The 25576-nt window shown below is 75.0% G+C and carries 20 protein-coding genes and 3 pseudogenes; 15 read left to right on the plus strand and 8 right to left on the minus strand.

What is annotated here, in order from left to right:
- On the plus strand, positions 1–322 hold a 322-nt coding region (locus ABD317_RS12695; RefSeq protein ID WP_344289933.1), incomplete at its 5' end, for a response regulator transcription factor.
- Positions 323–369: 47 nt separating this feature from the next.
- Here ABD317_RS12695 and ABD317_RS12700 read toward each other — a convergent pair.
- Positions 370–1527, minus strand: coding sequence for a PQQ-dependent sugar dehydrogenase (locus ABD317_RS12700; RefSeq protein ID WP_344289935.1), 1158 nt, complete (start codon positions 1525–1527; stop codon positions 370–372).
- A gap of 109 nt (positions 1528–1636) precedes the next feature.
- Entirely contained in the window at positions 1637–2629 is a 993-nt protein-coding gene (locus ABD317_RS12705) for an aldo/keto reductase (protein ID WP_344289937.1), read from the minus strand.
- 124 nt (positions 2630–2753) lie between these two features.
- On the opposite strand from ABD317_RS12705, the gene ABD317_RS12710 reads away from it, so the two are divergent.
- The 8 genes from ABD317_RS12710 (at position 2754) to ABD317_RS12745 (ending at position 15139) form a co-directional block, all read left to right on the plus strand.
- On the plus strand, positions 2754–3671 hold the full coding sequence (locus ABD317_RS12710) for a 2-hydroxyacid dehydrogenase (RefSeq protein WP_344289958.1): 918 nt from the start codon (positions 2754–2756) through the stop codon (positions 3669–3671).
- Positions 3672–3985: 314 nt separating this feature from the next.
- Positions 3986–6784 (plus strand): putative bifunctional diguanylate cyclase/phosphodiesterase, encoded by a 2799-nt coding sequence (locus ABD317_RS12715; protein ID WP_425582351.1) that lies wholly within the window; start codon positions 3986–3988, stop codon positions 6782–6784.
- 228 nt (positions 6785–7012) lie between these two features.
- Positions 7013–8965, plus strand: coding sequence for an acetolactate synthase large subunit (locus ABD317_RS12720; RefSeq protein ID WP_344289939.1), 1953 nt, complete (start codon positions 7013–7015; stop codon positions 8963–8965).
- A gap of 39 nt (positions 8966–9004) precedes the next feature.
- Positions 9005–9529 (plus strand): acetolactate synthase small subunit, encoded by a 525-nt coding sequence (gene ilvN / locus ABD317_RS12725; RefSeq protein WP_027755581.1) that lies wholly within the window; start codon positions 9005–9007, stop codon positions 9527–9529.
- Between the two features lie 281 nt (positions 9530–9810).
- Complete coding sequence (gene ilvC, locus ABD317_RS12730; RefSeq protein ID WP_027755582.1) at positions 9811–10809, plus strand: ketol-acid reductoisomerase; 999 nt, start codon at positions 9811–9813, stop codon at positions 10807–10809.
- Between the two features lie 215 nt (positions 10810–11024).
- A complete protein-coding gene (gene serA / locus ABD317_RS12735) occupies positions 11025–12656 on the plus strand; it encodes a phosphoglycerate dehydrogenase (protein ID WP_051438447.1) in 1632 nt (543 codons plus the stop codon).
- 215 nt (positions 12657–12871) lie between these two features.
- Positions 12872–13528, plus strand: coding sequence for a TetR/AcrR family transcriptional regulator (locus ABD317_RS12740; protein WP_344289942.1), 657 nt, complete (start codon positions 12872–12874; stop codon positions 13526–13528).
- Positions 13529–13600: 72 nt separating this feature from the next.
- Positions 13601–15139, plus strand: a complete 1539-nt coding sequence (locus ABD317_RS12745) for an MFS transporter (RefSeq protein WP_344289944.1) — start codon at positions 13601–13603, stop codon at positions 15137–15139.
- A gap of 52 nt (positions 15140–15191) precedes the next feature.
- Here the strand turns inward: ABD317_RS12745 and ABD317_RS12750 are convergent.
- Positions 15192–15521, minus strand: a pseudogene (locus tag ABD317_RS12750) (helix-turn-helix domain-containing protein); the annotation flags it as partial.
- Between ABD317_RS12750 and ABD317_RS12755 the strand changes: the two are divergent.
- The 3 genes from ABD317_RS12755 (at position 15463) to ABD317_RS12765 (ending at position 17755) form a co-directional block, all read left to right on the plus strand.
- A complete protein-coding gene (locus tag ABD317_RS12755; RefSeq protein WP_344289964.1) occupies positions 15463–15996 on the plus strand; it encodes a hypothetical protein in 534 nt (177 codons plus the stop codon). The pseudogene ABD317_RS12750 and the gene ABD317_RS12755 overlap by 59 nt on opposite strands.
- 131 nt (positions 15997–16127) lie before the next feature.
- Positions 16128–17057, plus strand: a complete 930-nt coding sequence (locus ABD317_RS12760; protein WP_344289946.1) for a 2-oxoglutarate and iron-dependent oxygenase domain-containing protein — start codon at positions 16128–16130, stop codon at positions 17055–17057.
- 116 nt (positions 17058–17173) lie between these two features.
- Complete coding sequence (locus tag ABD317_RS12765) at positions 17174–17755, plus strand: HAD family hydrolase (RefSeq protein WP_344289948.1); 582 nt, start codon at positions 17174–17176, stop codon at positions 17753–17755.
- A gap of 119 nt (positions 17756–17874) precedes the next feature.
- On the opposite strand, the gene ABD317_RS12770 is transcribed toward ABD317_RS12765, so the two are convergent.
- Positions 17875–18114, minus strand: a complete 240-nt coding sequence (locus tag ABD317_RS12770) for a hypothetical protein (RefSeq protein ID WP_027755167.1) — start codon at positions 18112–18114, stop codon at positions 17875–17877.
- A 182-nt stretch (positions 18115–18296) separates the two neighbouring features.
- Between ABD317_RS12770 and ABD317_RS12775 the strand changes: the two genes are divergently transcribed.
- On the plus strand, positions 18297–18680 hold the full coding sequence (locus ABD317_RS12775; RefSeq protein WP_027755166.1) for a cold-shock protein: 384 nt from the start codon (positions 18297–18299) through the stop codon (positions 18678–18680).
- Between the two features lie 106 nt (positions 18681–18786).
- On the opposite strand, the gene ABD317_RS12780 is transcribed toward ABD317_RS12775, so the two are convergent.
- The 4 genes and pseudogenes from ABD317_RS12780 to ABD317_RS12795 all read right to left on the minus strand — a co-directional run bounded on the left by ABD317_RS12780 (position 18787) and on the right by ABD317_RS12795 (position 23043).
- Positions 18787–19662: a 1,4-dihydroxy-6-naphtoate synthase gene (locus ABD317_RS12780; RefSeq protein ID WP_344289962.1), complete on the minus strand. Its 876-nt coding sequence runs from the start codon at positions 19660–19662 to the stop codon at positions 18787–18789.
- 450 nt (positions 19663–20112) lie between these two features.
- Positions 20113–20748, minus strand: a pseudogene (locus ABD317_RS12785) (futalosine hydrolase); the annotation flags it as partial.
- A gap of 301 nt (positions 20749–21049) precedes the next feature.
- Positions 21050–21589: a hypothetical protein gene (locus ABD317_RS12790; RefSeq protein WP_344289952.1), complete on the minus strand. Its 540-nt coding sequence runs from the start codon at positions 21587–21589 to the stop codon at positions 21050–21052.
- 26 nt (positions 21590–21615) lie between these two features.
- A complete protein-coding gene (locus ABD317_RS12795) occupies positions 21616–23043 on the minus strand; it encodes an MFS transporter (protein WP_425582352.1) in 1428 nt (475 codons plus the stop codon).
- Between the two features lie 243 nt (positions 23044–23286).
- Here ABD317_RS12795 and ABD317_RS12800 point away from each other — a divergent pair, with 243 nt between their 5' ends.
- Positions 23287–24201: a DUF3027 domain-containing protein gene (locus tag ABD317_RS12800; protein WP_344289956.1), complete on the plus strand. Its 915-nt coding sequence runs from the start codon at positions 23287–23289 to the stop codon at positions 24199–24201.
- 160 nt (positions 24202–24361) lie between these two features.
- Positions 24362–25576, plus strand: a pseudogene (locus ABD317_RS12805) (DNA-binding protein); the annotation flags it as partial.

Consider the following 25576-nt stretch of genomic DNA (forward strand, 5'->3'; position numbering starts at 1 on the left):
CACGGCGCCCGCCCTCGCCGCCGCGGGCGTCGCCCGCGACGCCGAGTCCCTGGCTGCCCGCGCCCGGATCGCGCTCACCCCGGACGCCGCTCCGGCGGAGCCGGCGGACCCGGCGGAGGCGCTGGGTCTGACGGTCCGCGAGTCGGACGTGCTGCGGCTGGTGGCGGCGGGCCGGAGCAACCGGCAGATCGCCGAGGAGCTGTTCATCTCACCGAAGACGGCGAGCGTGCACGTGTCCCACATCCTGGCGAAGCTGGGGGTGGCGGCGCGGGGTGAGGCGGCGGCGGTGGCGCACCGGCTGCGGTTGTTCGAGGGCGGCTGAGCGCGGGCGCGCGCCCGGGCCCGCGCGCGCCGCGGGAGGGCGCGCGTTCAGCTGACCTCCAGCCGCAGGATGCGGTCGTCGCCCTCCTCCGGGGTGCCGCGCAGGTCGGTCTCGTTGGTGACCAGCAGCAGGTCGCCGTCCGACGCCCGCTGCACCGTGCGCAGCCGCCCGTACTCGCCGTCGAAGAACGCCTGCGGGTCCGCCGCCGCCTCCGTGCCGTCCAGCGGGATCCGCCACAGCCGCTCGCCGCGCAGCGACGCCATCCAGACCGACCCGTCCGCGTACGCGATGCCGCTCGGCGAGGCGTCCGGGGTGGCCCACTGCACCACGGGGTCGACAATGCCCTCCCGGTTCTCCCGGCCCTCGGCCTCCGGCCAGCCGTAGTTCCTGCCCGGCTCGATCAGGTTCAGCTCGTCCCACTCCTGGTCGCCGAACTCCGCCGCCCACAGCCGCTTCTCGTCGTCCCAGGCCAGCCCCTGCACGTTGCGGTGGCCGTACGAGTACACCACAGAGCCCGGGTCCGGGTTGCCGCGCGCCGGCTCGCCGTCCGGTGTCATCCGCAGGATCTTGCCGCCCAGCGACTCCTCGTCCTGCGCCAGCGCCGGATCGCCCGCCTCGCCGGTGCCGACGTACAGCATCTTGTCCGGGCCGAACGCGATCCGGCCGCCGTTGTGCCGGCCGCCCTTGGGGATGCCGCGGAAGACGGTGTCCGGGGCGCCCAGCCGGTTGCCCTCGGGGCCGTCCGCGTCGTACGTCATGCGCACGATGCGGTTGTCGCTGGCGGAGGTGACGTACGCGTAGACCATCTCGTCCGCGCCCAGCGCGAGCCCCAGCAGGCCGCCCTCGTTGCCCGGTTCGCGCTGGACGCCGGGCACCTCGCCGGCCTCGGTGACCTTCCCGCCGTCCGCGGCGACGTGGTGGACGACGCCGGTGTCGCGGGAGCCGACCAGCAGGTCGCCGCCGGGCAGCTCGACCAGGCCCCACGGGGTCCCGAGCCCCTCGGCGACGGTGCCGGCGACCTCCGCGGTGCCCTTGTCCGGCGGCGGCGAACCCTCGCCGGCGGAGCCGCCGGCGGGCGCGGTGGCGGACGAGGACGCGGACTCCGCCGGCTCCCCGGGGTCGTCGTCCCCCGACGAGCAGCCGGCGGCGAGCACGAGTGCGGCGGCGGCTGCCAGCCGGATGGCGACGGCGGCGCGGGCTCTCACGGGACGGTCCTCCTCAAGGGGGCGGCGGCCGGACGTTCCCAGCACATCACAACCGTGTGTACCCCGCGCGCGCATGGGGCGTTCCAGCCGGTACGCCCACCCCCCACGGCTACTCCCACGACCCCTGCGCCGGCGGCAGCGCCGCGATCTCCGCCAGGTCCGCCGGCGTCAGCCGCAGCCCCGCCGCCGCCGCGTTCTCCACCGCCCACCGCGCCCGCTTCGCCCCCGGCACCGGCACCACGTGGGCGCCCTGCGCCAGCACCCACGCCAGCGCCGCCTGCGCCGGCGTCACGCCGTGCCGCTCGGCGACCCGCCGCAGCCCGGCGACCACCGGCTGGTTCGCCGCCATCATCTCCGCGGTGAACCGCGGGTGCCGGGCGCGCAGGTCGTCCGGCTCGAAGCCCTGCCCGGGGGTGAGGGTGCCGGTGAGGAACCCGTGCCCCAGCGGCATCGCCGCGAGGAACCCGACCTGGCGGGCCTCGCACCACGGCAGCAGGCCCGCCAGCGCCTCCGGCGACCACACCGACAGCTCGGCCTGCACGCTGCTGACCGGGAACACCTGCTGCACGCGGCTCAGCCGGCGCAGCGTCGCGTCGTACAGCCCGGCGCCCGGCCGGCGGTCCGCCCGCGCGCCGACCGCGCAGAGCCCCAGCGCGCGCACCTTCCCCGCCGCCACCAGCTCCGCCATCGCGCCCCAGGTCTCCTCGACCGGCACCTCCGGGTCCTCGCGGTGCAGTTGGTACAGGTCGATCACGTCGGTCTGCAGCCGGCGCAGCGAGGCGTCGCAGGCGCGTCTGACGTACGCGGGGCGGCCGTCGGCGACGACATGCTGCTCGCCGACGAGGAGGCCGACCTTGGTGGAGACGAACGCGTCCGCCCGCCGCTCCTTGAGCACCCGGCCGACCAGCAGCTCGTTGGTGAACGGCCCGTACATGTCGGCGGTGTCGAGCAGGCTCACCCCGGCGTCCAGCGCCGCGCAGACGGTGCGTACGGACTCCTCGCCCTGCCGCCGCGAGGCGCTGTACGCCCAGCTCATCGGCATGCAGCCGAGGCCGACCGCGCCCACCCGGAGGGCCGCCGCCCCGATCGTCCTGCGCTCCACCCCAGGCACACTAACCCCTGCCGCCGACACCGGGCCCAGCCGCCCGGGGCCGCCGCACGCCCCCGACCCGGCGCTCCGCGCTCCCGCGCCGATCGCCTAGCCTCGTGGCATGAGTGATGGACAGGTGTGGCTGCCGATTCCGCCGGACGAGATCGCCGGTCTGCCGCCGGAACTCGACTACGTCCACTGGGACGCCGAACCGGAGTTCCCCGCCGACCCGGCCCGCTGCGTGTTCCTGGTGGTGCCGTACATGCGCCGGATCACGAACGACCCGGTGCCGCGGATGCGCGCGCTGCGGGTGCTGCAGACCCTCACCGCCGGCGTCGACGCCTATCTGCCCGCGCTGCCCACGCTGCCGCCCGGGGCGCGGCTGTGCAACGCCCGCGGCGTGCACGAGGCGTCCACCGCCGAACTCGCGCTCGCCCTGACCCTCGCGTCGCTGCGCGGCATCCCCGACTTCGTACGCCGCCAGGACGCGGGGGAGTGGCAGACCGGCTTCCACCCGTCGCTCGCCGACAAGACGGTGTTGATCCTCGGCTACGGAGCCATCGGCGGCGCCGTGGAGGACCGGCTCGCGGGCTTCGAGTGCGAGCGGGTCGTGCGCGTCGCGCGCTCCCCCCGCACCTCATCGCGCGGGCCCGTGCACGCCCTCGCCGACGTCGGGGAGTTGCTGCCCGCCGCCGACGTGGTGATCGTGACGACCCCGCTCACCGACGACACCCGCGGCCTGGTCGACGCCGGGTTCCTGGCCCGGATGAAGGACGGCGCGCTGCTCGTCAACGTCGCCCGCGGCGCCGTCGTCGACACGAAAGCCCTGCTCGACGAGGTGGAGCCGGGCCGGCTGCGGGCCGCGCTCGACGTCACGGACCCCGAGCCGCTGCCGCCGGGCCACCCGCTGTGGCACGCCCCGGGCGTGCTGATCAGCCCGCACACCGGCGGGCCCACGTCGGCGTTCCGGCCGCGGGCCGAGCGGCTGCTGCGCTCCCAGCTGGGGAGGTTCGCGGCCGGGGAACCGGTGGACCACGTGGTCGCCGTCGCCTGATAGACAACCGCTCTATCACTCTACGTAGTTAGAGCGCAACTCTCGGTTTCAGTTACGCTCCGTAGAGGAAGTATGTCCCTGCGTGACGATCCTGGTGTATCGTCCACGGCGGGGATTGCTCCCGACGTCAACGCGGCCGGCCAGCCGCCGGCCGCGCAACCGGATATCGAGGGGGGCGATGGGCACATGCACGGCAAGTGGAAATCCTTTCCGGTCCGCGGGCAGCGCGGTAGTCCCGCGCGCCTCCCGGCCTTGAGAGCCGGCGCCGCGGCGGGGCCGCGGGCGCGACCGGCTCCCGGCAGCCGGGGGGCGCGGTGACCGCGTCGATCGGGGCGGTGGTGCCCAGGCCGCCGTTGCCCGCGGGGCTCGTGGCCCGGATGGTGCTCGCGCTGCTCTGCGCGGGATACGCCACCGGTGCCGCCCTGGGCTGGGGCTCCCACCGAGTCGCCCTGATCATGGGGGACTTCGGGCTGAGCGCGGCGGCGTTCGCGGCCGCCTTCTCGTGTCTGTACTACGCGCGTATCCGCCGGGGCCGGTTCCGGCCGGCCTGGCTCATGTTCGGCGTCTCGTCCGCCATGGCGGGCGTCGGCAACGGCGTCTGGGGCTGGTACGAGGTCGTGCTCCGGCGGCCCGTGCCCGAGGTGTCGATGGCGGACTTCTTCTTCCTGCTCTTCGCGCCGCCCGCGGTCATCGGCCTGCTGGTGCTCGCCCGCCGGCCGGTGACCAGGGCGGGCTGGATCTGCCTCGGCCTGGACACCTGGCTCATCGGCGGCTCGCTGTTGACCATCTCCTGGACCCTCGCCCTGGCGCACGCCGCGGGGGACGGCGACCCGGTGCCGCGGATGGCGCTGTCGCTGGCGTACCCGATGCTGGACATCGTGCTGGTGAGCATGGTGCTGGCGCTGCACTTCCGGCGCACCGCGGCGGGCCGCTCCGCGATCAACACCGCCATCGGCGCGCTGGTGCTCACGGTGCTGTGCGACGCGCTGTTCACCTCGCCGCTGCTGCAGGAGCAGTACCGCTCGGGGCAGTTGCTGGACGCGGGCTGGTTCGCCGGCTCGGTCCTGCTCGCGTACGCCCCCTGGGTCGGCAGGGCCGAGGAGGCGGAGCGCGGCCGGGAGGAGGGCGCCCGGCCCCTCGCCGGGCACATCGGAGCCCTCGCGCCGTATCTCGCCGCGGGCGTGTGCACGCTGGGGATCCTGTACAACCTGCTGGACGGCCGCAGCGTGGACCGCGTGGTGCTGATGACGGCGTGCACGGTCGTGCTGGCGCTCGTCGTGCGCCAGGCGATCATGCTGCTGGACAACATCAGCCTCACCCGGGAACTCGCCCACAAGGAGAACCACTTCCGCTCGCTCGTGCAGGGTTCGAGCGACGTCATCATGATCGCGGCGCCGTCCGGCGTGCTGCGCTACGTCAGTCCCGCGGCCCTCGGGGTCTACGGCACGGACCCGGAGGAACTGGAGGGCTGCGAGCTGGCCGGGCTCATCCACCCCGACGACCTGGGGCGGGTGCTGCACGAGGTGCGCCGGTTCCTGTCGGCGCCGCCCGGCGGGGCGCGCTCGATCCGCATCGAGTGCCGCTTCCGGGCCGGCCGGGGCCGCCGCGGCGGGTTCGGCGAGGACGGCTGGCTGAACGTGGAGTCGACGGTCAACCGGCACCACAACGGCCTGATCTTCAACTCCCGGGACGTCACCGAGCGCGTGCGGCTCCAGGCGCAGCTGCAGCACAGCGCCTCGCACGACTCGCTCACCGACCTGCCGAACCGGGCGCTGTTCACCGAGCGCGTCGGCCACGCGCTGGGCGGCCGGCGGGCCGGCGACGCGAACGCGGCCGTGCTCTTCATCGACCTCGACGGCTTCAAGGCGGTCAACGACACCGTCGGCCACGCCGCCGGCGACGAGCTGCTCATCCAGGCCGGCCGCCGGCTGCAGGAGTCGATCCGCTCCGGGGACTCGGCGGCCCGGCTCGGCGGCGACGAGTTCGCGGTGCTGCTCGTGGGCGGTGCGGCGGGCGAGGGCCGGGCGGACGGCGTCGGACGGGAGCGGCGCACCCGGGAGGTCGCCGACCGGCTGCGGGTGCGCCTGTCCGAGCCGTACACCGCGGGCGGCGTCGAGGTGCGGGTCGCGGCCAGCATCGGCGTGGCCTTCGCCGAGCCCGGCAGCACGCCCGCGGAGCTGATGCGCAACGCCGACCTGGCGATGTACCGCGCCAAGCAGGCCGGCAAGGCACGCGTCGAGCTGTACGCGCCGCAGATGCAGGCCGAGGTGGTGCGCCGCATAGAGCTGGCGAACCGGCTGCGGTCCGCGCTGGACGACGGGCAGTTCACGCTCGTGCACCAGCCGGTGGTCGAGCTGTCGAGCGGACGGCTGGCGGCGCTCTCGGCGCAGCCGCGCTGGCGCTCGGCGCAGGGCGTCGTGCACACGCCCGCCGAGTTCATGCAGGGCCCGCCGGACACCGGCGGCCGCGGCGGCGGGCAGGACCGGGCCCATGCCGCGGAGCTGGCGCGCTGGCTGCTGGAGGCGACGGTCGAGCAGGCCGCCGAGCGGTACGAGGCGGGCATCGGCATCCCGGTGACCGTCCGGCTGTCGGCCGCTCGGCTCACCGACCGGAGCATGTCCCCGCAGCTGGTCGAGGCCCTGCTGGTACGGCACGGGCTGCCGGCCGGCGCGCTGACCGTCGAGGTCGCCGACAGCGACGCCCGGGCCGGCATGGACGAGCTGGAGCGGCGGCTGGTGGCGCTGCGCCGCCTCGGCGTGCGCATCGCGCTCGACGGCTTCGGCAGCGGGCACGCCGCCATCGCCGCGCTGCGCCGGCTGCCGGTGGACGTGCTCAAGCTGGACCGGGGCCTGGTCGACGGCCTGGCCGAGTCGCCCCGGCTGCGCGCCATCGCGGCCGGGATGATCGGCATCGCCGGCGAGCTGGGCCTGGACTCGGCGGCCGAGGGGGTCGACCTGCCCGAGCAGGCCGAGGTGCTGCGTGCGCTGGGCTGCCGGCACGCGCAGGGCATGGCCTACTGCGAACCACTGGAGGAGGAGCGGGTACGGGACGCGCTGGCCCTGGGAGCGTTCGCGCTGCCGGAGGAGGACGCTTCGGCCATTGCGCTCACATAGTGAGACCCGGGTCCCACGAACTTGACACCCCGGCGGGCCGGGGGCATGGTCAGGTCCATGCGCACCCGAATTCTCGTACTTGGACAGCGCGTCGGCTGAAGCGGACCCCGACTCCCGGACCGCGCCGACGCGCTCCCCTCGCTTGCCATCCGGCACGAGGGGTTTTTTGTTGCTCGAACCCGCTGCCACCCCGACCCTCGCACCACTCGAAGACGAGAAGAGAAACCGATGACCGAGCAGGCTCCCCCGCGGAGTGAGCCCCACCCGCAGCCACCGCGGGCCCGCAGCGGGGGACAGTCCCGCGGCCCGGGGCACACCCCAGCAGACAAGACCGTGACGGGCGCGCAGTCCCTCATCTTCGCCCTGGAGGCCGTGGGCGCGGACACGGTGTTCGGCATTCCGGGCGGGACCATCCTCCCCGCGTACGACCCGCTGATGGACTCCACCAAGGTCCGGCACGTCCTCGTCCGCCACGAGCAGGGCGCGGGGCACGCCGCCACCGGGTACGCGCAGGCCACCGGCAAGGTCGGCGTCTGCATGGCCACCTCGGGCCCGGGCGCGACCAACCTCGTCACGCCCATCGCCGACGCGCACATGGACTCCGTCCCGCTGGTGGCGATCACCGGCCAGGTGGTCGTCAAGTCGATCGGCACGGACGCCTTCCAGGAGGCGGACATCTGCGGCATCACCATGCCGATCACGAAGCACAACTTCCTGGTCACGGACCCCGCGGACATCCCGCGGGTGATCTCCGAGGCCTTCCACATCGCCTCCACCGGCCGCCCGGGCCCGGTGCTGGTCGACATCGCCAAGGACACGCTCCAGGCCCGTACGGTCTTCAGCTGGCCGCCGCGCCACGAGCTGCCCGGCTACCGCCCGGTGACCAAGCCGCACGCCAAGCAGATCCGCGAGGCCGCCCGGCTGATCGGCGCCGCCCGGCGCCCGGTGCTGTACGTCGGCGGCGGCGTCCTCAAGGCCCGGGCCACCGCCGAGCTGAAGGTGCTCGCGGAGCTGACCGGCGCCCCGGTCGTCACCACCCTGATGGGCCTCGGCGCCTTCCCCGACACCCACCCGCAGCACCTGGGCATGCCGGGCATGCACGGCACGGTGGCCGCCGTCACCTCGCTGCAGAAGGCCGACCTGATCGTGGCGCTCGGCGCCCGGTTCGACGACCGGGTGACCGGCAGGCTCGACACCTTCGCGCCGTCCGCGAAGATCGTGCACGCCGACATCGACCCCGCGGAGATCGGCAAGAACCGCGAGGCCGACGTGCCGATCGTCGGCGACGCCCGCGAGGTCATCGCCGACCTGATCGTGGCGGTCCAGGGCGAGCAGGAGCAGGGCGGGCCGGAGACGGCCGGCACGGCGCGGTACGCGGAGTGGTGGCAGCAGCTGAACCGCTGGCGCGAGACGTACCCGCTGGGCTACGACCTGCCCTCCGACGGCACGCTGTCGCCGCAGCAGGTGATCCAGCGCATCGGCGAGCTGGCCCCGGAGAACACGGTCTACGTCGCGGGCGTCGGCCAGCACCAGATGTGGGCGGCCCACTACATCGACTACGACAAGCCCCGTACCTGGCTCAACTCCGGCGGCGCCGGGACCATGGGCTACGCGGTCCCGGCCGCCATGGGCGCCAAGGCCGGCGCACCGGACGCGACGGTCTGGGCCGTCGACGGCGACGGCTGCTTCCAGATGACCAACCAGGAGCTGGTCACCTGTGCGCTGAACGGCATCCCGATCAAGGTCGCGATCATCAACAACGGCGCGCTCGGCATGGTCCGCCAGTGGCAGACCCTCTTCTACAACCGGCGCTACTCCAACACCGTGCTGCACTCCGGCCCCAACGGCAACGGTGACGCAAACGGCAACGGAAACGGCAACGGCGGCGAGGCCGCCGGGACCGCCGAGGAACTGGCCCGCCAGGCCGCCGGCACCCGCTGCCCGGACTTCGTCAAGCTGGCCGAGGCCATGGGCTGCGTCGGCATCCGCTGCGACGACCCCGAGCAGCTCGACGCCGTCATCGAGAAGGCCAACTCCATCAACGACCGCCCCGTCGTCGTGGACTTCATCGTCCACGAGGACGCGATGGTCTGGCCGATGGTCGCGGCCGGCACCTCCAACGACGAGATCATGGCCGCGCGCGACGTCCGCCCCGACTTCGGCGACGGCGAAGACGACTGAGGCGGGAACCCGGAGAAGAAGCAGAGAAGAGACGAAGACATGTCCAAGCACACGCTCTCGGTCCTGGTGGAGAACAAGCCGGGCACCCTGGCCAGGATCTCCGCGATGTTCTTCCGCCGCGGCTTCAACATCGACTCCCTCGCCGTCGGCACCACCGAGCACCCGGACATCTCCCGGATGACGATCGTGGTGAACGTCGAGGACCAGCCGCTGGAGCAGGTCACCAAGCAGCTCAACAAGCTCGTCAACGTGCTGAAGATCGTCGAGCTGGAGCCGGGCTCCGCGGTCCAGCGCGAACTCGTTCTGGTGAAGGTGCGCGCCGACAACGACACCCGCTCCCAGGTCGTGGAGATCGTCCAGCTGTTCCGCGCCAAGACCGTGGACGTCTCTCCGGAGGCCGTCACGATCGAGGCCACCGGCAGCGGCGAGAAGCTGGAGGCGATGCTGAAGATGCTGGAGCCGTACGGCATCAAGGAGCTGGTCCAGTCCGGCACCATCGCCATCGGCCGCGGCGCCCGCTCGATCACGGACCGCTCGCTGCGCGCCCTGGACCGGACGGCGTAGGGCCTCCGGCCCGGGCGGCGGGGTGCGACCGCGCGGCGCACCTCCGGCGCGGGCGGAGCGCCTTCGGCGCAGGCCGGGAGGCGGCGCCGGGGCCGCCGCTCCCCGCAGAGCGGGAGGCCGCCGCTGCCCGCGGCCCGGCACAGGCCGCGGCGCCGGGCCGCCGGGCCGCCTCGGTCGTGGCGGCACCCGTCCCTGCCAACCGTCGTTAACAACCCCCGACGACCCCCCGCCGCACCAGACGTACGGTGGGCCCACCCGCAACACCCCTAGGAGAGACTCCCGTGGCCGAGCTGTTCTACGACGACGACGCCGACCTGTCCATCATCCAGGGCCGCAAGGTCGCGGTCCTCGGCTACGGCAGCCAGGGCCACGCCCACGCGCTGTCGCTGCGTGACTCCGGCGTGGACGTCCGCGTCGGCCTGCACGAGGGCTCCAAGTCCCGGGCGAAGGCCGAGGAGCAGGGCCTGCGCGTGGTCACCCCCGCCGAGGCCGCCGCCGAGGCGGACGTGATCATGATGCTGGTGCCGGACCCGGTCCAGGGCCGGGTCTACGAGGAGTCCGTGAAGGACAACCTCAAGGACGGCGACGCGCTGTTCTTCGGCCACGGCCTCAACATCCGCTACGGGTTCGTGAAGCCGCCCGCGAACGTCGACGTGTGCATGGTCGCCCCGAAGGGCCCGGGCCACCTGGTCCGCCGCCAGTTCGAGGAGGGCCGCGGCGTGCCGTGCATCGCGGCCGTCGAGCAGGACGCCAGCGGCAACGGGTTCGCGCTGGCCCTGTCGTACGCGAAGGCCATCGGCGGCACCCGCGCCGGCGTCATCAAGACCACCTTCACCGAGGAGGCCGAGACCGACCTCTTCGGCGAGCAGGCCGTGCTCTGCGGCGGCACCGCCGCGCTGGTGAAGGCGGGCTTCGAGACCCTGGTCGAGGCCGGCTACCAGCCGGAGATCGCGTACTTCGAGTGCCTGCACGAGCTGAAGCTCATCGTGGACCTCATGTACGAGGGCGGCCTGTCGAAGATGCGCTGGTCGGTCTCGGAGACCGCCGAGTGGGGCGACTACGTCTCCGGCCCGCGGATCATCAACGACGGCACCAAGGCCGAGATGAAGAAGATCCTCGGCGAGATCCAGGACGGCTCGTTCGCCAAGGAGTGGATGGCCGAGTACCACAACGGCCTGCCGCGCTACAACGAGTACAAGAAGCAGGACGGCGACCACCTCATCGAGACCACAGGCAAGGAGCTGCGGAAGCTCATGAGCTGGGTCGACGACCAGGACTGAGCGGACGCGGTCCCTCGAACGGGCGGTGGCGGGGCGCAGCGGCGCCCGGCCGCCGCCCGGCGCCACTACACTCTTCGTACATCGCGCGTCAGGCTCACAGCGTCGTGTGTCCTTCAAACGCGGCAGCACGCGTCTGTCCGGGCGGACCGGCGCGGCACCCCTCCACCTGCGGCCGTCGGGACGGCCGTCCCGCACAGGAATCCAGTGAGGACCACGTGAGCACTGCCCCAGCATCCGGCGCCACCGCCCCCGCTGCCCCCATCAGGCCAGCCGTACTGATCGCCGAGGAGCTCTCGCCGGCCACCGTCGACGCCCTCGGCCCCGACTTCGACATCCGCCACTGCAACGGCGCCGACCGGGCCGAGCTGCTCGCGGCCATCGCCGACGTGGACGCGGTCCTGATCCGCAGCGCCACCAAGATCGACGCCGAGGCCGTCGCCGCCGCCCGGCGGCTGAAGGTCGTCGCCCGCGCGGGCGTCGGCCTCGACAACGTCGACGTGCCCGCCGCCACCAAGGCCGGCGTGATGGTCGTCAACGCGCCGACATCCAACATCGTCACCGCCGCCGAGCTGGCCTGCGGCCTGATCATCGCCAGCGCCCGCAACATCCCGCAGGCCAACGCCGCGCTGAAGGCCGGCGAGTGGAAGCGCTCGAAGTACACCGGCGTGGAGCTGAACGAGAAGGTCCTCGGCGTCGTCGGCCTCGGCCGCATCGGGGTGCTCGTCGCGCAGCGCATGGCGGCGTTCGGCATGCGGGTGGTGGCGTACGACCCGTACGTGCAGGCGGCGCGCGCCGCGCAGATGGGCGTCAAGCTCGTCTCGCTGGACGAGCTGCTGGAGACCTCCGACTTCATCACCGTCCACCTGCCGAAGACCCCGGAGACCCTGGGCCTCATCGGCGACGAGGCGCTGCAGAAGGTCAAGCCGTCCGTCCGCATCGTCAACGCCGCCCGCGGCGGCATCGTCGACGAGGAGGCGCTGACCGCGGCGCTGAAGGAGGGCCGGGTCGCGGGCGCGGGCCTCGACGTCTACGCCACCGAGCCCTGCACGGACTCGCCGCTGTTCCAGTTCGACAGCGTCGTCGCCACCCCGCACCTCGGCGCCTCCACCGGCGAGGCGCAGGAGAAGGCGGGCATCTCGGTGGCCCGCTCGGTACGCCTCGCGCTCGCCGGCGAGCTGGTGCCGGACGCGGTCAACGTCCAGGGCGGCGTCATCGCCGAGGACGTCCGCCCCGGGCTGCCGCTGGCGGAGAAGCTGGGCCGGATCTTCACGGCGCTGGCCGGCGAGGTCGCCGTCCGCCTCGACGTAGAGGTGTGCGGCGAGATCACGCAGCACGACGTGAAGGTGCTGGAGCTGTCCGCGCTCAAGGGCGTCTTCGAGGACGTCGTCGCCGAGACCGTGAGCTACGTGAACGCGCCGCTGTTCGCGCAGGAGCGCGGCGTCGAGGTGCGGCTGACCACCAGCTCGGAGTCCTCCGAGCACCGCAACGTCGTCACCGTGCGCGGCACGCTGGCCGGCGGCGAGGAGGTGTCGGTCGCCGGCACGCTCTCCGGGCCGAAGCACCAGCAGAAGATCGTCGCGGTCGGCGAGCACGACGTGGACCTGGCGCTCGCCGACCACATGGCGTTCTTCCGCTACGGCGACCGCCCCGGCGTCGTCGGCACCATGGGCCGGATCCTGGGCGAGACGGGCATCAACATCGCCGGGATGCAGGTGTCGCGGGCCAAGGCCGGCGGCGAGGCGCTGGTGGCGCTGACGGTGGACGACACGATCCCGCCGACCGTCGTGCAGGAGATTGCCGGCGAGATCGGCGCGGCCTCGGCGCGCGCGGTGAACCTCACCGAGTAGCGGGCCGGGACCACACACCCGCGGGCTCCGGGCCCGGGCGGGCGGCAGCGACGCCGCTGGTCCGGGCCCGTTCGCGTGCCCGGACGGGGCGCGCGGCGGGATGCGGAGGATCTTCGGGCGGCCCCCTATCACTTCCCCCCAGATGGATGAAATCTCTCCGGTTCCCTTCTACGGTGCGGGTAAGTGGAGATTTTCCCTTCGGTTGAGGAGCGGCCATGCGGACCAGGATGCGAGCGGACGCCCGGCGGAACCGCGAGCTGATCCTCCAGGCGGCCGGCCGGGTCTTCGTCGGCGAGGGCCCCGACGCCCCGCTGGAGGAGGTCGCGCGCCGGGCCGGCGTCGGCATCGCCACGCTCTACCGCAACTTCACCAGCCGGGAGGCGCTGATCCGCGGCGTCGCCGCCGCCACGCTCACCGAGCTGCACGGCGCCGCCCGGAAGGCGCTGACGGGCGACGACGAGCCGTTCGAGGCGCTGCGCCGGTTCGCCCACGCGGCGCTCAGTCTGCGCATCGGCGCGGTGCTGCCGGCGCTCTCCGGCCGGATCCGGATCGACGAGGAACTGGCGGAGCTGCGCGCGGCGGCGATGCGGGCGGTGCAGGAGCTGATCGTGCGGGCGCAGCGGGCCGGCGAGGTCCGCGCGGACGTCGTCTTCGGCGACGTCCCGTTCATGATCATGCGGCTGACGCTGCTGCTGCCCGGCGGCGGGCTGGCCGAGGACGAGGCGCTCGCGCACCGCCAGCTGGAGGTGTACCTCGACGGGCTGCGCCCCGCGGCCGCCCGCGCCCGCGGCACCGCGCTGCCCGGTCCCGCCGTCACCGCGGAGCGCTTCGTACGGGCCACCGACCGCATCGTCCGCGGCGAACCCCGCTAGCGCCCGTACCGCCCGGAACGACCGGGGTCGCCCGAACCCCGAACCCGAACCACGCACGAGAAAGACAGTGGCATGGACACAACAAACACGAAGACGGCCGAGACGGCCGCGGCGGCCAACCCGCGGCGCTGGGTCGCACTGGCCTTCATCGGGCTGGCGCAGCTGATGATCGTGCTGGACGTGACGATCGTGAACATCGCGCTGCCGTCCGCGCAGGCGGACCTGGAGATCTCCGACGGGGACCGGCAGTGGGTGATCACCGCCTACACCCTGGCCTTCGGCGGCCTGCTGCTCCTCGGCGGCCGGATCGCCGACTACACCGGCCGCCGCCGCGCCTTCCTGACCGGCCTGACCGGCTTCGCCGCCGCCTCCGCCCTCGGCGGCGCGGCCCCCAACTTCACCGCCCTGCTCGGCGCCCGCGCCGCCCAGGGCGCCTTCGCCGCACTCCTGGCCCCCGCCGCGCTGTCGCTGCTGACCACCAGCTTCACCGAGCAGCGCGAACGCGCCCGCGCCTTCGGCGTCTTCGGCGCCATCGCCGCCGGCGGCGGCGCGGTCGGCCTGGTCACCGGCGGGGCGCTGACCGAGTACCTGGACTGGCGCTGGTGCCTGTACGTCAACGTGCCGATCGCGGTGGTGGCCGCGGCCGGGTGGTGGGTGCTGCCCGCCGACGTCCGTCCCGAGACCCGCAAGAGGATCGACGTGCCCGGTGCGCTGCTGGCGGTGACCGGCCTGGTCGCCCTCGTCTACGGGTGCAGCGAAGCGGAGTCCGAGGGCTGGGACGCCCCCCTCGTCCTCGGCCTGCTGTTCCTCGGCATCGCCCTGCTGGTCGGCTTCGTGCTGTACGAGCGGACCGCCGCCGCGCCCCTGCTGCCGCTGCGGGTGGTCCTCAGCCGCACCCGGGCGAGCGCGTTCCTGGGCATCGCACTGGCGATGGTGGGGATGTTCGCCATGTTCCTGTTCCTCACGTACTACATGCAGGTCGTCATGGGCTACTCGGCGCTGAAGACCGGGGTGGCGTTCCTGCCGCTGACCGCCGGGGTGCTGGCCGGCGCCGGCGGGGTGGCCACCCGGCTGCTGCCCAGGGTGCCCCCGCGTGCGCTGCTGGCGCCCGGGCTGCTGCTCGCCGCGGCCGGCACCGGCTGGCTGGCGACGGTGGACGTGGACACCTCGTACGCGGCCGGGGTGCTGCCGGCCGAGCTGGTGCTGGGCCTCGGGATGGGCCTGGTGATGGCCCCGGCGATCAACTACGCGACCCACGGCGTCCGCGAGGAGGAGGCCGGCGTCGCCTCGGCGACGGTCAACACCTCCCAGCAGATCGGCGGCTCCATCGGCACCGCCCTGCTCAACACCGTCGCGAGCAGCGCCACCTCCGACTACCTCGCCGACCACCTGCCGGACGCGGGCGGGTCCCCGGAGCGGCGGGCCGCGGGCGGGCCGGTGCCGGACGTCGTCAAGGAGGGCCTGGTCGAGGGCTTCAGCTCCGCGTACACGCTGGCGTCGGCCATCCTGCTCACCGCGTCGGTGCTGATCGCGGTGCTGATGAACACCCGCCGCCCCGACCGCACCAAGCCGGACGCCGCCGCGCACACGCCGGCGGTCCACCTGGGCTGAGGCCCGTGCCTCCGGTCCCGGCCCGCCTCTCCGGGGGCGGGCCGGTCCGTGGTCACAGGCGCGCGGACTTCAGGGCCATGTGGAGCAGCAGGCGTTCCTCGCCCACGGCGAGGTCCAGGCCGGTCAGCTCCTCGACCCGGGACAGCCGGTAGTACAGCGTCTGCCGGTGGATGCCCAGCGCGGCGGCGGTGCGGGCGGCCTGGCCGGCGTGGTCGAGGTAGACCTCGGCGGTGCGGGCCAGCTCGGCGTGGGCCGGCTCCAGCAGCCGCGCGACCGCCGGGTCGACGCCGCCGGGCAGGGCGGTGAGCAGCCGGTACGGGCCGATGGCCGGCCACCGCGCCACCGGCCCCAGGCGCGGAGCGGCGCGGGCGGCCCGGGCCGCCAAGGCGAAGCAGGCCCGCCGGGAGCAGGCGGAGGCCGAAGCCGAGGCGGAGGCGGAGCCCGAGGAGGAGTACGAGGACGACGAGCCCGCGGCCCCGTCGCCCCGCCGCGGCGCCGCCACCCGCGACCTGCTGCGCAGCGCCGGCCTGATGGAGGTGCTGGCGATGAGCGCGCTGCTCGGGGGCGCCGTGCTCAACCAGTGGATGGCGTCGCTCGTCGGCTGGGCGCTGATCTACACGTCGCGCCGGCTGTCGATGGCGGAGAAGAAGTGGGCCGCGCTCGGGGTGCCGGGCACGGTGGCGGCCGGCGGGCTGGTGTGGCTGTGGGGGCGGAACGAGGGGCGGTGGGGCGAGCAGCTCAAGGAGGGGACGATGGGGCAGGCGTACGAGGACATGTTCCTCGACCTCGTCCGGATCGCGGCCGTCGCCTCCACGCTCTTCCTGCTCTGGCGGGCCCGGCGGCGGCTGCGCTCCTAGGGCACGGGGCGCTCCCGGGGCACAGGGCCTGCCCCGGGACCGCGGCGCCGCCACCCGAGCCGCTGTACGGGGGCCGTCCGCCGCGGCCACAATGAGGCCCACCACGGCACCCCCCGGAGAGAGGCAGCCGCATGAGCATCTCCCTTGTCGACCTCGCATCGTGGCGGTCCGGCGGGCCCGACGAACGGCGGCGGGTCCTCGCCCGGCTCGACGCGTCGCTGCGCGACACCGGGTTCGTGATGGTGACCGGCCACGGCGTGGACCCCGCCCTGCGCGCCGCCGTGCGGACGGCCGCCCGTACGGCCTTCGACCTGCCCCCCGCCGTCAAGGAGGGCTACCGCAACAAGGGCGACGGCGGCTGGACCGGCCCCGGCGGGATCTCCGCGGGCGCCATCCAGGACGCGGCGAGCCCGCCGGACCTGGTGGAGCTGTGGAGCCTGTACCCGCACCACCCCGGGGTCTGGCCGGCCGAGGCGCCCGCGCTGCGGGAGCCGGTCGAGGAGTACGCGCGCCAGATGCGGCGCCTCTCGCTCGACCTGCTGGAGCTGCTCGCCGACGCCCTCGGCGAGCCCGCCGGCTTCCTCACCCGCCACGACCGGGACGCGGCCTGGACGTGCAACGTCAACTGGTACGGGAGCAGGCAGCAGACCGGCGCGCCGCGCCCCGGGCAGTACCGCCTCGGTGCGCACCAGGACTGGGACCTCATGGCCGTACTGGACCGCCAGCACGGCCTGGGCTGCCTGCAGGTACGCAACGGGCCGGCGGACGCCGCCGACGACGAGGCGAACTGGCAGGACGCCCCGTACCACCCGGACGCCGACGCCCTGACCGTCAACCTCGGCGAGCTGGGCGCCATGTGGAGCGGGGGCCGGTGGCAGGCGGGCTGGCACCGCGTGCTGCCGCCGCCGGCGAACGCGCCGGAGGAGCAGCTCATGTCGCTGGTGTGGTTCTACAACCCCGGCCCGGCCACGCCGATGCCGCCGGGCGGCGGGGCGGAGGAGCGGCCCGCGACCGTGGGCGAGTTCCTGGACGAGAGGCTGCAGGCCATCCTGCTGTCCTGACGGAAACCGGCGGCGGGCAGAATCGGCGTATGCGCACTCCGCCCCCGCCGCCCGCACCTTCCCAGCCGCCCGCACCTTCCCAGCCGCCCGCTTTCACTGTCGGCTTCGATCTGGACATGACGCTCATCGACTCCCGGCCGGGGATCAAGGCGGTGTACGAGGCGCTCGTCGCCGAGACCGGCGGGTACGTCGACACCGACCTCGTGACCTCGCGTCTGGGGCCGCCGGTGGAGACCGAGCTGGCGAACTGGTTCCCGGCCGGCCGCGTGCCCGCCCTGGGCGAGCGCTACCGCGCCCTCTACCCCGACCACGGCATCACTCCCACCACCGCCCTGCCCGGCGCCGCCGAGGCCCTCGCGGCGGTGCGGGCCGCGGGCGGCCGGGCGCTCGTGGTCACCGCCAAGAGCCGGCCGCTGGCGAAGCTGCACATCGACCACCTGGGCCTGGCCCCGGACGCGGTCGTCGGCGGGCTGTGGGCGGACGCGAAGGCGGAGGCGCTGACGGAGTACGGGGCGTGGGCGTACGTCGGCGACCACGTGGGGGACGTCGCGGGGGCGCGGGCGGCGCGGGTGCTGTCGGTGGGGGTGGCCACGGGGCCGTGCCCGGCGGAGGAGCTGCGGGCGGCGGGGGCGGATGTCGTCCTGCCGGATCTGACGGCGTTCCCGGAGTGGCTGGCGGGGCACCGGGCGGGCGCGTAGGGACGGCGGCGGTCGCAGGGCCGGCGGTCGCCGGGCCGGCGGTCGCGGGCCGGCGCTCGCGGGGGCGGCGACCGGAGCGGGCGGAGCGGGCCCGGGCGCCGGCGTGCGCGGCCCGTACGCTACGGCGCCGCCTGACGCGCCTCGCGCCGGGACGCCGCCGCGGAGCGGAACAGCCCGGCCAGCGCCAGCCCGAAGCCGACGCCCATCAGCATCGAAACGAGATAGGCGGCTGTCGGCAGCGGGTCCGCCCCGACGAAGAACGGGATGAAAGTGACGAACGTACCGAGCGCGCCGACGAGGAAGACGATCGCTCCGGCGCGGACGAGCAGGTCCCCGGGGCGGGAGGTTCCGGTGTTCACGCCACCAGAGTAGGCGGGGCGGAAAGTGCGCGGGGAATGCACGGGATATGCGCTGAGGAAGCACCCGGCGACATCTTGTCACCACGCGGGGGACCATTAGCCTTGAGGTGGCGGGTCGCGTGACCCGCTCTCCTGCTCTTTCGGGGGCGGCGAGTACGAAAACGAAGACAGGGCGACGACAGGTGCCTACCGGCAAAGTCAAGTGGTTCAACAGCGAGAAGGGCTTCGGCTTCCTCTCCCGCGACGACGGCGGTGACGTCTTCGTGCACTCGTCGGTGCTGCCGGACGGAGTGGAGACGCTTCGGCCCGGTCAGCGCGTCGAGTTCGGCGTCGTGGCCGGGCAGCGCGGCGACCAGGCGCTGTCCGTGACGCTGTTGGACCCCACCCCGTCGGTCGCGGCCGCGCAGCGGCGCAAGCCGGACGAGCTGGCGTCGATCGTGCAGGACCTGACGACGCTGCTGGAGAGCGTGACGCAGCAGCTCGAACGCGGCCGGTACCCGGACAAGACGCACGGCCGGAAGATCGCCGGCATGCTCCGGGCCGTCGCCGACCAGCTGGACGTCTGAGAGGGGCGGACGGTCGCCGCCGCGGGGCGGAGCGGCGCGGGGCGCCGGAGACGGCGCCTCCGCGGGCGGCGCCGCCCCTTCCGGCCGGCCCTTTCCAGCCGCTCCGCTACGGGAAAGCCAGCGCGTCCGGGGCGAGCGGTGGCACCAGGCCCTCCGCGGCGGCGCGGGTGAGCAGCCCGCGTACCGCCGCGTAGCCGTCCTCGCCGAGGTCTGCGGTGAACTCGTTGACGTACAGCCCGATGTGCTGGTCCGCCACCGCGGGGTCCGTCTCCTGCGCGTGCTCCCTCACGTACGCGCGTGAGGCCTCCGGGTCCTCCCAGGCCATCCGCACCGAGGCGCGGGCCGCGGCGGCGAGCGCGTGCAGCGTCTCGGCGCCGAGGGCGCGGCGGGCGATGACGGCGCCGAGGGGGATGGGCAGCCCGGTGGTGGCCTCCCAGTGCTCACCCATGTCGGCGACGCGGTGCAGGCCGTAGCCCTGGTAGGTGAAGCGCGCCTCGTGGATGACGAGCCCCGCGTCGACCTTGCCGTCGCGGACGGCGGGCATGATCTCGTGGAACGGCATGACGACGACCTCGCCCACGCCCCCCGGCACTTCGGCCGCGGCCCAGAGCCGGAAGAGCAGGTAGGCGGTGGAGCGCTCGCTCGGCACCGCGACGGTGCGGCCGGCGAGGTCCACGGGGTTCTGTGCCGCGGCGGTCAGCACCAGCGGCCCGCAGGCCCGGCCGAGGGCACCGCCGCAGGGGAGGAGGGCGTAGCGGTCGAGGACGTAGGGGAGGACGGCGTACGAGACCTTGAGGACGTCCAGCTCGCCGCGCTCGGCCATGCCGTTGGTGAGGTGGATGTCGGCGAAGGTGACGTCGAGGGGCGGGGCGCCGGGGACGAGGCCGTGGGCCCAGGCGTGGAAGACGAAGGTGTCGTTGGGGCAGGGGGAGTAGGCGATACGGAGCGCCTGCGACGGGGTCGGGGTCGGGGGCGAGGTCATGGGGTGCTCCTCTCCGTCCGGTGGGGTGGCGGTGGCGTCGGGCTGGGCGGTACGGGCGCGGGGGCCGGGGTCGGTGGAGGGGGTCCCCGCCGCCGGCGGGGGCGGGGCGTTGTCGGAGGGGCGGCCTACCCTGGGGCGGGAGTGCGGGGAAGGTGCGGTGGCGGCGGAGCGGGCGCCGTGCGGCGCGGCCGTGTCGGCGACCGGCGGGGCGGCGTTGCCGCCGCCCGAGGACGCGACGTTGTCACTGCCGGGCGGCACGGCGGTGCCGCTGCCGGCGGACGCGGCGGTGCCACTGCCGGGCGGCGCGACGCTGTCGCTGGCGGGCGGCGCGGCGGTGCCGCGGGCGTGCCCGGCACTGCCACCGCCGGAGAGGGTGACGCCGGCGCCGACAGGGCGCACGGCGCTGTCGCCGCCCCCGCCCTCTGGCGTGGTGAGGGCGGGCAAGGCGGCGAAGGTGGTCGTCAGGGCTGCCAGGGCTGCCGGGATGCGCCAGGCGGCGCGGTTGCGGGGGCCCACGGCGTTGGACACCGCGCGGATCTCCAGCACCGGCACCCCGTGCCGGCTCGCGGCCTCAGCGACGCCGAAGCCCTCCATCGCCTCCGCCGCGGCGCGCGGGTGGCGGCGCAGCAGCTCGACGGCCCGCTCGGCGGAGCCCGTGACGGTGGACACGGTCAGCACGGTGCCCAGCACCGCGCCCGTCTCCTCCGCCGCCGCCCCCGCCGCCGCCGGCGGCGGGCGGTGCGCGACGGCGCCGAAGCCCAGGTCCGTGACGGGCACGAAGCCCTCCGCGGTCTCCGCCCCGAGGTCCGCGGCCACGATCTCGTCCGCCACCACCACGCCGCCCACGGGCACCGCCCCCACGAAGCCGCCGCCGATCCCCGCCGCGATGACGGCGTCGTACGGGACGGGGGCCGCGGCGAGCGCCGCGGCGGCGGCCGCCGCGGCGGCCGCGGGGCCCACCCCGCCGACCACGACGTCGTAGCCCCGCCCGGCCCGCTCCACGGCCTCGGCCTCGGCGGCAACGGCGGTGACCACCAGCACCCGACGCCCACACACCCACCCAAGGGTAGGCCGCCCCTCCGACATCACGTGCCCGCCGCAGTGGCCGGGCACCGTACTCCCGCGGTCCGGCCCGTCGCCGCCCGTCGTCCCTCTGTGGAAACCGGCCGACCGCCGAGCCCCGGGCCCATGACCGGACCCATGACCGGGACCGGACTCCGGCCCCAGCCGGGGCAGGAGCCGGGGCCCGAACCGCGTGGTGCCCCGACCGCGAGGGGCATCGCCGTCGCCCGCTCCGCACCGGCTGCCGGCCACGCAGCCCCCGGCGTCCTCCCGAGGCCCGCCGCCAGGCGCCACGGTGTCGCCGGGCGTCCCGGACGGCGTGCCGTCAGGACTCCTTCCGCTTCAGGTCGAAGCTCCACGCGCCCTTGTAGTTGCCGTCCTCGTCGATCTCCACGATGCCGACCTTCGCCTTGTCGTTCTGCGTCGGCTCCCCCGTCGGCGACTGCACGTTGAAGAACTGGTCCCCGCTGTACGTCACATACGTGTGCTTGCTCGGCCGCGGCACCACCGGCCGGCCGTCCACGAACAGCGTCCACCCGGTGTCCGCGATGTCCGGGTCCACGCCGATCCGGACCCGGTCGCCCGCGTCCACCGTGATCGACGCCCCCGCGCGCTCCTCGACGCAGGCGTTCAGCTCCGCGTTGGAGATGTCCTTCCCGTCCTCGTAGCACTGCGCCTCCGTGCTCGCCGTCCGGTCGCCGACCGTGATCTGGGCCAGCGGCGTCGGCTTCTCGCAGCCGGCCAGGGCGACGACCGCGAGGGCGGCGACGCCGAGACCCGCCCCGGCGCGAGTGCCGCGGCGGGTGCGGAGGGCGCGGCGGCCGCGGGCGTGGGAGAACGCGGTGGTGGCGGGCGCAGTGGTCATGCGGGCAGGCTACCTGTCGCCCCCGGTCAGGCCACGCGCGGGTGCGGCGTGCCGCGGCGGGCGGCGGTGAGCAGCCCTCGTACGGTGGCGAGCAGCCCCGCGGCGACGATCACCGCCCCCGCCGCCATGCCGCCGACGCCGTTCAGCGGCAGCAGGATGCCGATCGCGCCGCCCGCGACCCACGACAGCTGGATGACGGTCTCGGAGCGCGCGAAGGCCGACGTGCGCACGTGCTCCGGTACGTCCCGCTGGATCAGCGCGTCCAGCGACAGCTTCGCCAGCGACTGCGCGAACCCCGCCATCGCCGCGACGCAGATGACCGCCGGCAGCGAGTAGAAGACCGCCGCCAGCACCGTCGCCGTCAGGGCGAGGGACAGCAGCACGGCGATCAGCTTCTCCGGGCCGCGGGCGCGCAGCCAGGAGCCGATGACCGAGCCCAGCGCGTTGCCGGTGCCGGCGGCGACCGCGGCCATGGCGAGCGTCAGTTCCGGCCGCAGCCCACCCGGCGGGTTGTCGCGCAGCAGGAACGCCAGGAACAGCGTCATCGTCCCCGACAGCACGCGCAGCGCGGAGTTGGCCTGCAGCGCGTACAGCACCGAGGGGCCGACCGTGCGCAGGCCCGGCTTCGCCGGGGCCCGCAGCCGGCCCTCCTCGCCCGACGCCAGCTGCGCCTTCCCCTCGCCGCGCGCGGAGTCGACGGTGTGCGGCAGCCGGAACGACAGGAAGACGCCGAAGCCGAAGATGACCATCGCCCCGTACAGCGGGAAGCCGGGCCCGATGAAGTGCAGCAGCCCGCCGACCGGCGCGGCTATCCCGGTGGCGAGCAGCCCGGCGAGCGTCACCCGGCTGTTGGCCTTCACCAGCGAGATGCGCCGCGGCAGCAGCCGGGGTACGACCGCGGAGCGCACCACCCCGTACGACTTGGAGGACACCAGCACCCCGAGCGCCGCCGGGTACAGGCTCAGGTCGCCGGTCTTGACCGCGCCCGACAGCACCAGGGCCAGCAGCACGCGGGTCAGCATCGTGCCGGCCATCGCGGCGCGGCGGCCGTGCGGGATGCGGTCCAGCAGCGGGCCGACGACGGGGGCGAGGAGCGCGAACGGGGCCATGGTGATGGCGAGGTAGAGCGCGACCCGGCCGCGGGCCTCGTCGGTCGGTACGGAGAAGAACACCGTCGACGCCAGCGCGACGGTGATCATCATGTCCCCGGCGGCGTTGATCATGTGCAGTTCCATCAGCCGCCCGAGGCCCGACTCCCCCGCGCCCTGCGCGTGCGTGGCCCGGCGGATCCGCCGGCCCGCGCCGACGACCGGCCGGCGCACGGCACGCCCGACCGCCCGGCCCGCCTCGTGCAGCGGACCGGTCGCGGGAGCCGCCCGGTTCTCGACCACCTCGCCATAGTGCCCGCACGCGGGAGGGTAGGGCGAGAACCCCGCGGGGGCGCATGCGGACATCCGGCGGTCATCCGGGGTGTCGCCAGTGGTCCGTACGGGGCACAGGGCAGCCCGGCGGCGGGCGCGCGGGGCGGCGGGGCGCCGGGACCGGCGACGGGGCGTACGGTCCCGGCGCGGCGCCAGGTAGGGTGAAAGACGCGCCTCTGAGTGTGTCGTGCGGAATCGAGCGTTGACGCGGCCCCCTGTCCGCTCCCTCGGCTCCCACGCCCGCCCGGCCGTCCGTACCGAAAGACTGTGAGCCAGATGAGCCCTGCGAACAGCCCCGCCGAGACGCCCGCGGCGTACAGTCCGCGAGCGCGGAGCCGCGTCACCCCCGACCAGCAGTGCGCCGACGCCGTCGACCTCGCCCGCGCGGCGGCCGAGGAGTCCGCGGGCGCGGACCGGATCGGCGAGCACATCGGCGTCATCGCCGACGACACGCGCGTGGTGACCCACCTCTTCGAGTGCCGGATGCCGGGCTACCGCGGGTGGCGGTGGGCGGTGACCGTCGCGCGCGCGTCCCGGGCGCGGACGGTGACACTGGACGAAACGGTGCTGCTGCCCGGCCCGGACGCGCTGCTGGCGCCGGAGTGGGTGCCGTGGAACGAGCGGCTGCGCCCCGGGGACCTGGGCCCCGGCGACCTGCTGCCCACGGAGAGCCAGGACCTCCGGCTGGAGCCGGGGCTCGCGGTGGGCGAGGAGGAGCTGGAAGAGGAGCTGGAGGCGGATCTCGCGGCCGGGCCGCGGGCGGAGCCCGCCGCCGAGCCCCCCGCGGAGCCCGCCGCCGAGAGGGCGGCGGAGCCGGGCGCGGAGCCCGGCGGCGTGCCGCGGCGCGCGGAGTTCGCGGCCGTCGCCGACGAACTCGGCATGACCCGGCACCGGGTGCTCTCCCGCTACGGCCTGCACAGCGCCGCCGACCGCTGGGAAGAGGAGTACGGGCCCAAGACGCCGATGGCGCAGGCGGCCCCGGCGTCGTGTGTGAGCTGCGGCTTCCTCATGCCGCTCGCGGGCTCGCTGCGGCGGGCCTTCGGCGTCTGCGCCAACGAGTACTCGCCGGCGGACGGGCACGTGGTCTCGCTCGCGTACGGGTGCGGCGGGCACTCGGAGGCGGCGGTGATGCCGAGGCCGGTGGAGCCGGCGCCGCCGGTGCTGGACACGATGGGCGCGGACCCGACGTAGTCGTCCCCGGGCGGGCCCCGGCCCGCCCCTCGCCCGGCGGGGGCGCCGCCGGGCCGGAGCCCTGACCGGCCGCGGTTCGCCGTGCGGACGCCGCCGCGCGTCCGCCGCCGGGACGGCTCTGCCCGGTACGTCCCGTCCGGCGAGGACTACTGTGGAGCGGATGACGACCGGCAACCCCGCCCGGACCCTCGCCGAGGAACTCCGCGGCCGCCCGGACACCGCGCTGGCCGAGCTGCTCCGCGCGCGGCCCGACCTGCTCACCCCCGTGCCGGGCGACCTCACCCAGCTCGCCACCCGCGCCGGCACCCGCGCCTCCGTGGTCCGCGCGCTCGAACGGCTCGACCGGTTCACGCAGCAGACCGCCCAGGCGCTCGCGGTCGCGCCGGACCCGTGCCCGTACGACGTGCTGGCCGGGCTGATGGGCGCCGAGCCGGACACCGTGGCCGCGCTGCCGCGCGCCGTCGCGGTACTGCGCACGCAGGCGCTGGTGTGGGGGGACGAGTCGCGGCTGCGACTGGTGCGTACGGCGCGGGAACTGCTGGCACCGCAGGCGTCCGGCTCGCCGACCGGCCTGGGACCGGCCGCCGCGGAGGTGGCGACGGGGATGTCGCCGGGGCGGCTGCAGGAGGTCCTGGCGACCGCGGGGCTGCCCGCCACGCACGACCCGGTCTCCGCCGTGGAGTCGCTGACCGCGCTGTTCTCCGACCCGGAGCGGATGGCGGACCTGCTGGACCAGGCGCCGCCGGACGCGGTGACGGTGCTGGGGCGGCTGACCTGGGGGCCGCCGTACGGGACGGTGTCGGCGCGGCCGCCGGCGCACGTGCGGTGGCTGCTGGACCGGGGTCTGCTGCTGCCCACGGCGCCCGGGAACGTGCTGCTGCCGCGCGAGGTGGCGCTGCACCTGCGCGCCGGGCGGGCCCACCGCAGCGTGGCGGCGGTGCCGCCGGAGCCGGTGGCGGCGGGCTCGTACGGGACGCGGGTGGTGGACGCGACGGCCGCGGGGCAGGCGGCGGTGGCGGTGGAGACGGTCGAGGAGTTGCTCGGGCAGTGGGCGACGGCGAGCCCCTCGGTGCTGCGCGCGGGCGGGCTGGCCGTACGGGACCTGAAGCGGACGGCGACGGCGCTGGACGTCGCGGAGCCGCAGGCGGCGTTCTGGGTGGAGCTGGCGTACGGGGCCGGGCTGCTGGCCTCGGACAGGGAGGCGGACGAGCGGTACGCGCCGACGCCGGCGTACGACGAGTGGCTGGCGCTGCCGGCGGCCGAGCGCTGGGCGGAGCTGGCGGCGGCGTGGCTGGCGGCGACGCGGACGCCGGGGCTGGTCGGCGGCCGGGACGGCAAGGGCCGGGCGCTGGCCGCGCTCGGCGAAGGGCTGGAC

It is taken from the genome of Streptomyces synnematoformans, from assembly GCF_039531005.1.
Classification (GTDB): Bacteria; Actinomycetota; Actinomycetes; order Streptomycetales; family Streptomycetaceae; genus Streptomyces; species Streptomyces synnematoformans.

Bases quoted from the DNA above. Each gene is read 5' to 3' on its own strand.
- ABD317_RS12720 (WP_344289939.1), top strand. From the start codon at position 7,013: ATGACCGAGCAGGCTCCCCCGCGGAGTGAGCCCCACCCGCAGCCACCG.
- ilvN (WP_027755581.1), top strand. From the start codon at position 9,005: ATGTCCAAGCACACGCTCTCGGTCCTGGTGGAGAACAAGCCGGGCACC.
- ABD317_RS12740 (WP_344289942.1), top strand. From the start codon at position 12,872: ATGCGGACCAGGATGCGAGCGGACGCCCGGCGGAACCGCGAGCTGATC.
- ABD317_RS12745 (WP_344289944.1), top strand. From the start codon at position 13,601: ATGGACACAACAAACACGAAGACGGCCGAGACGGCCGCGGCGGCCAAC.
- ABD317_RS12755 (WP_344289964.1), top strand. From the start codon at position 15,463: ATGGCCGGCCACCGCGCCACCGGCCCCAGGCGCGGAGCGGCGCGGGCG.
- ABD317_RS12760 (WP_344289946.1), top strand. From the start codon at position 16,128: ATGAGCATCTCCCTTGTCGACCTCGCATCGTGGCGGTCCGGCGGGCCC.
- ABD317_RS12765 (WP_344289948.1), top strand. From the start codon at position 17,174: ATGACGCTCATCGACTCCCGGCCGGGGATCAAGGCGGTGTACGAGGCG.
- ABD317_RS12780 (WP_344289962.1), bottom strand. From the start codon at position 19,662: ATGACCTCGCCCCCGACCCCGACCCCGTCGCAGGCGCTCCGTATCGCC.
- ABD317_RS12790 (WP_344289952.1), bottom strand. From the start codon at position 21,589: ATGACCACTGCGCCCGCCACCACCGCGTTCTCCCACGCCCGCGGCCGC.
- ABD317_RS12795 (WP_425582352.1), bottom strand. From the start codon at position 23,043: ATGTCCGCATGCGCCCCCGCGGGGTTCTCGCCCTACCCTCCCGCGTGC.
- ABD317_RS12800 (WP_344289956.1), top strand. From the start codon at position 23,287: ATGAGCCCTGCGAACAGCCCCGCCGAGACGCCCGCGGCGTACAGTCCG.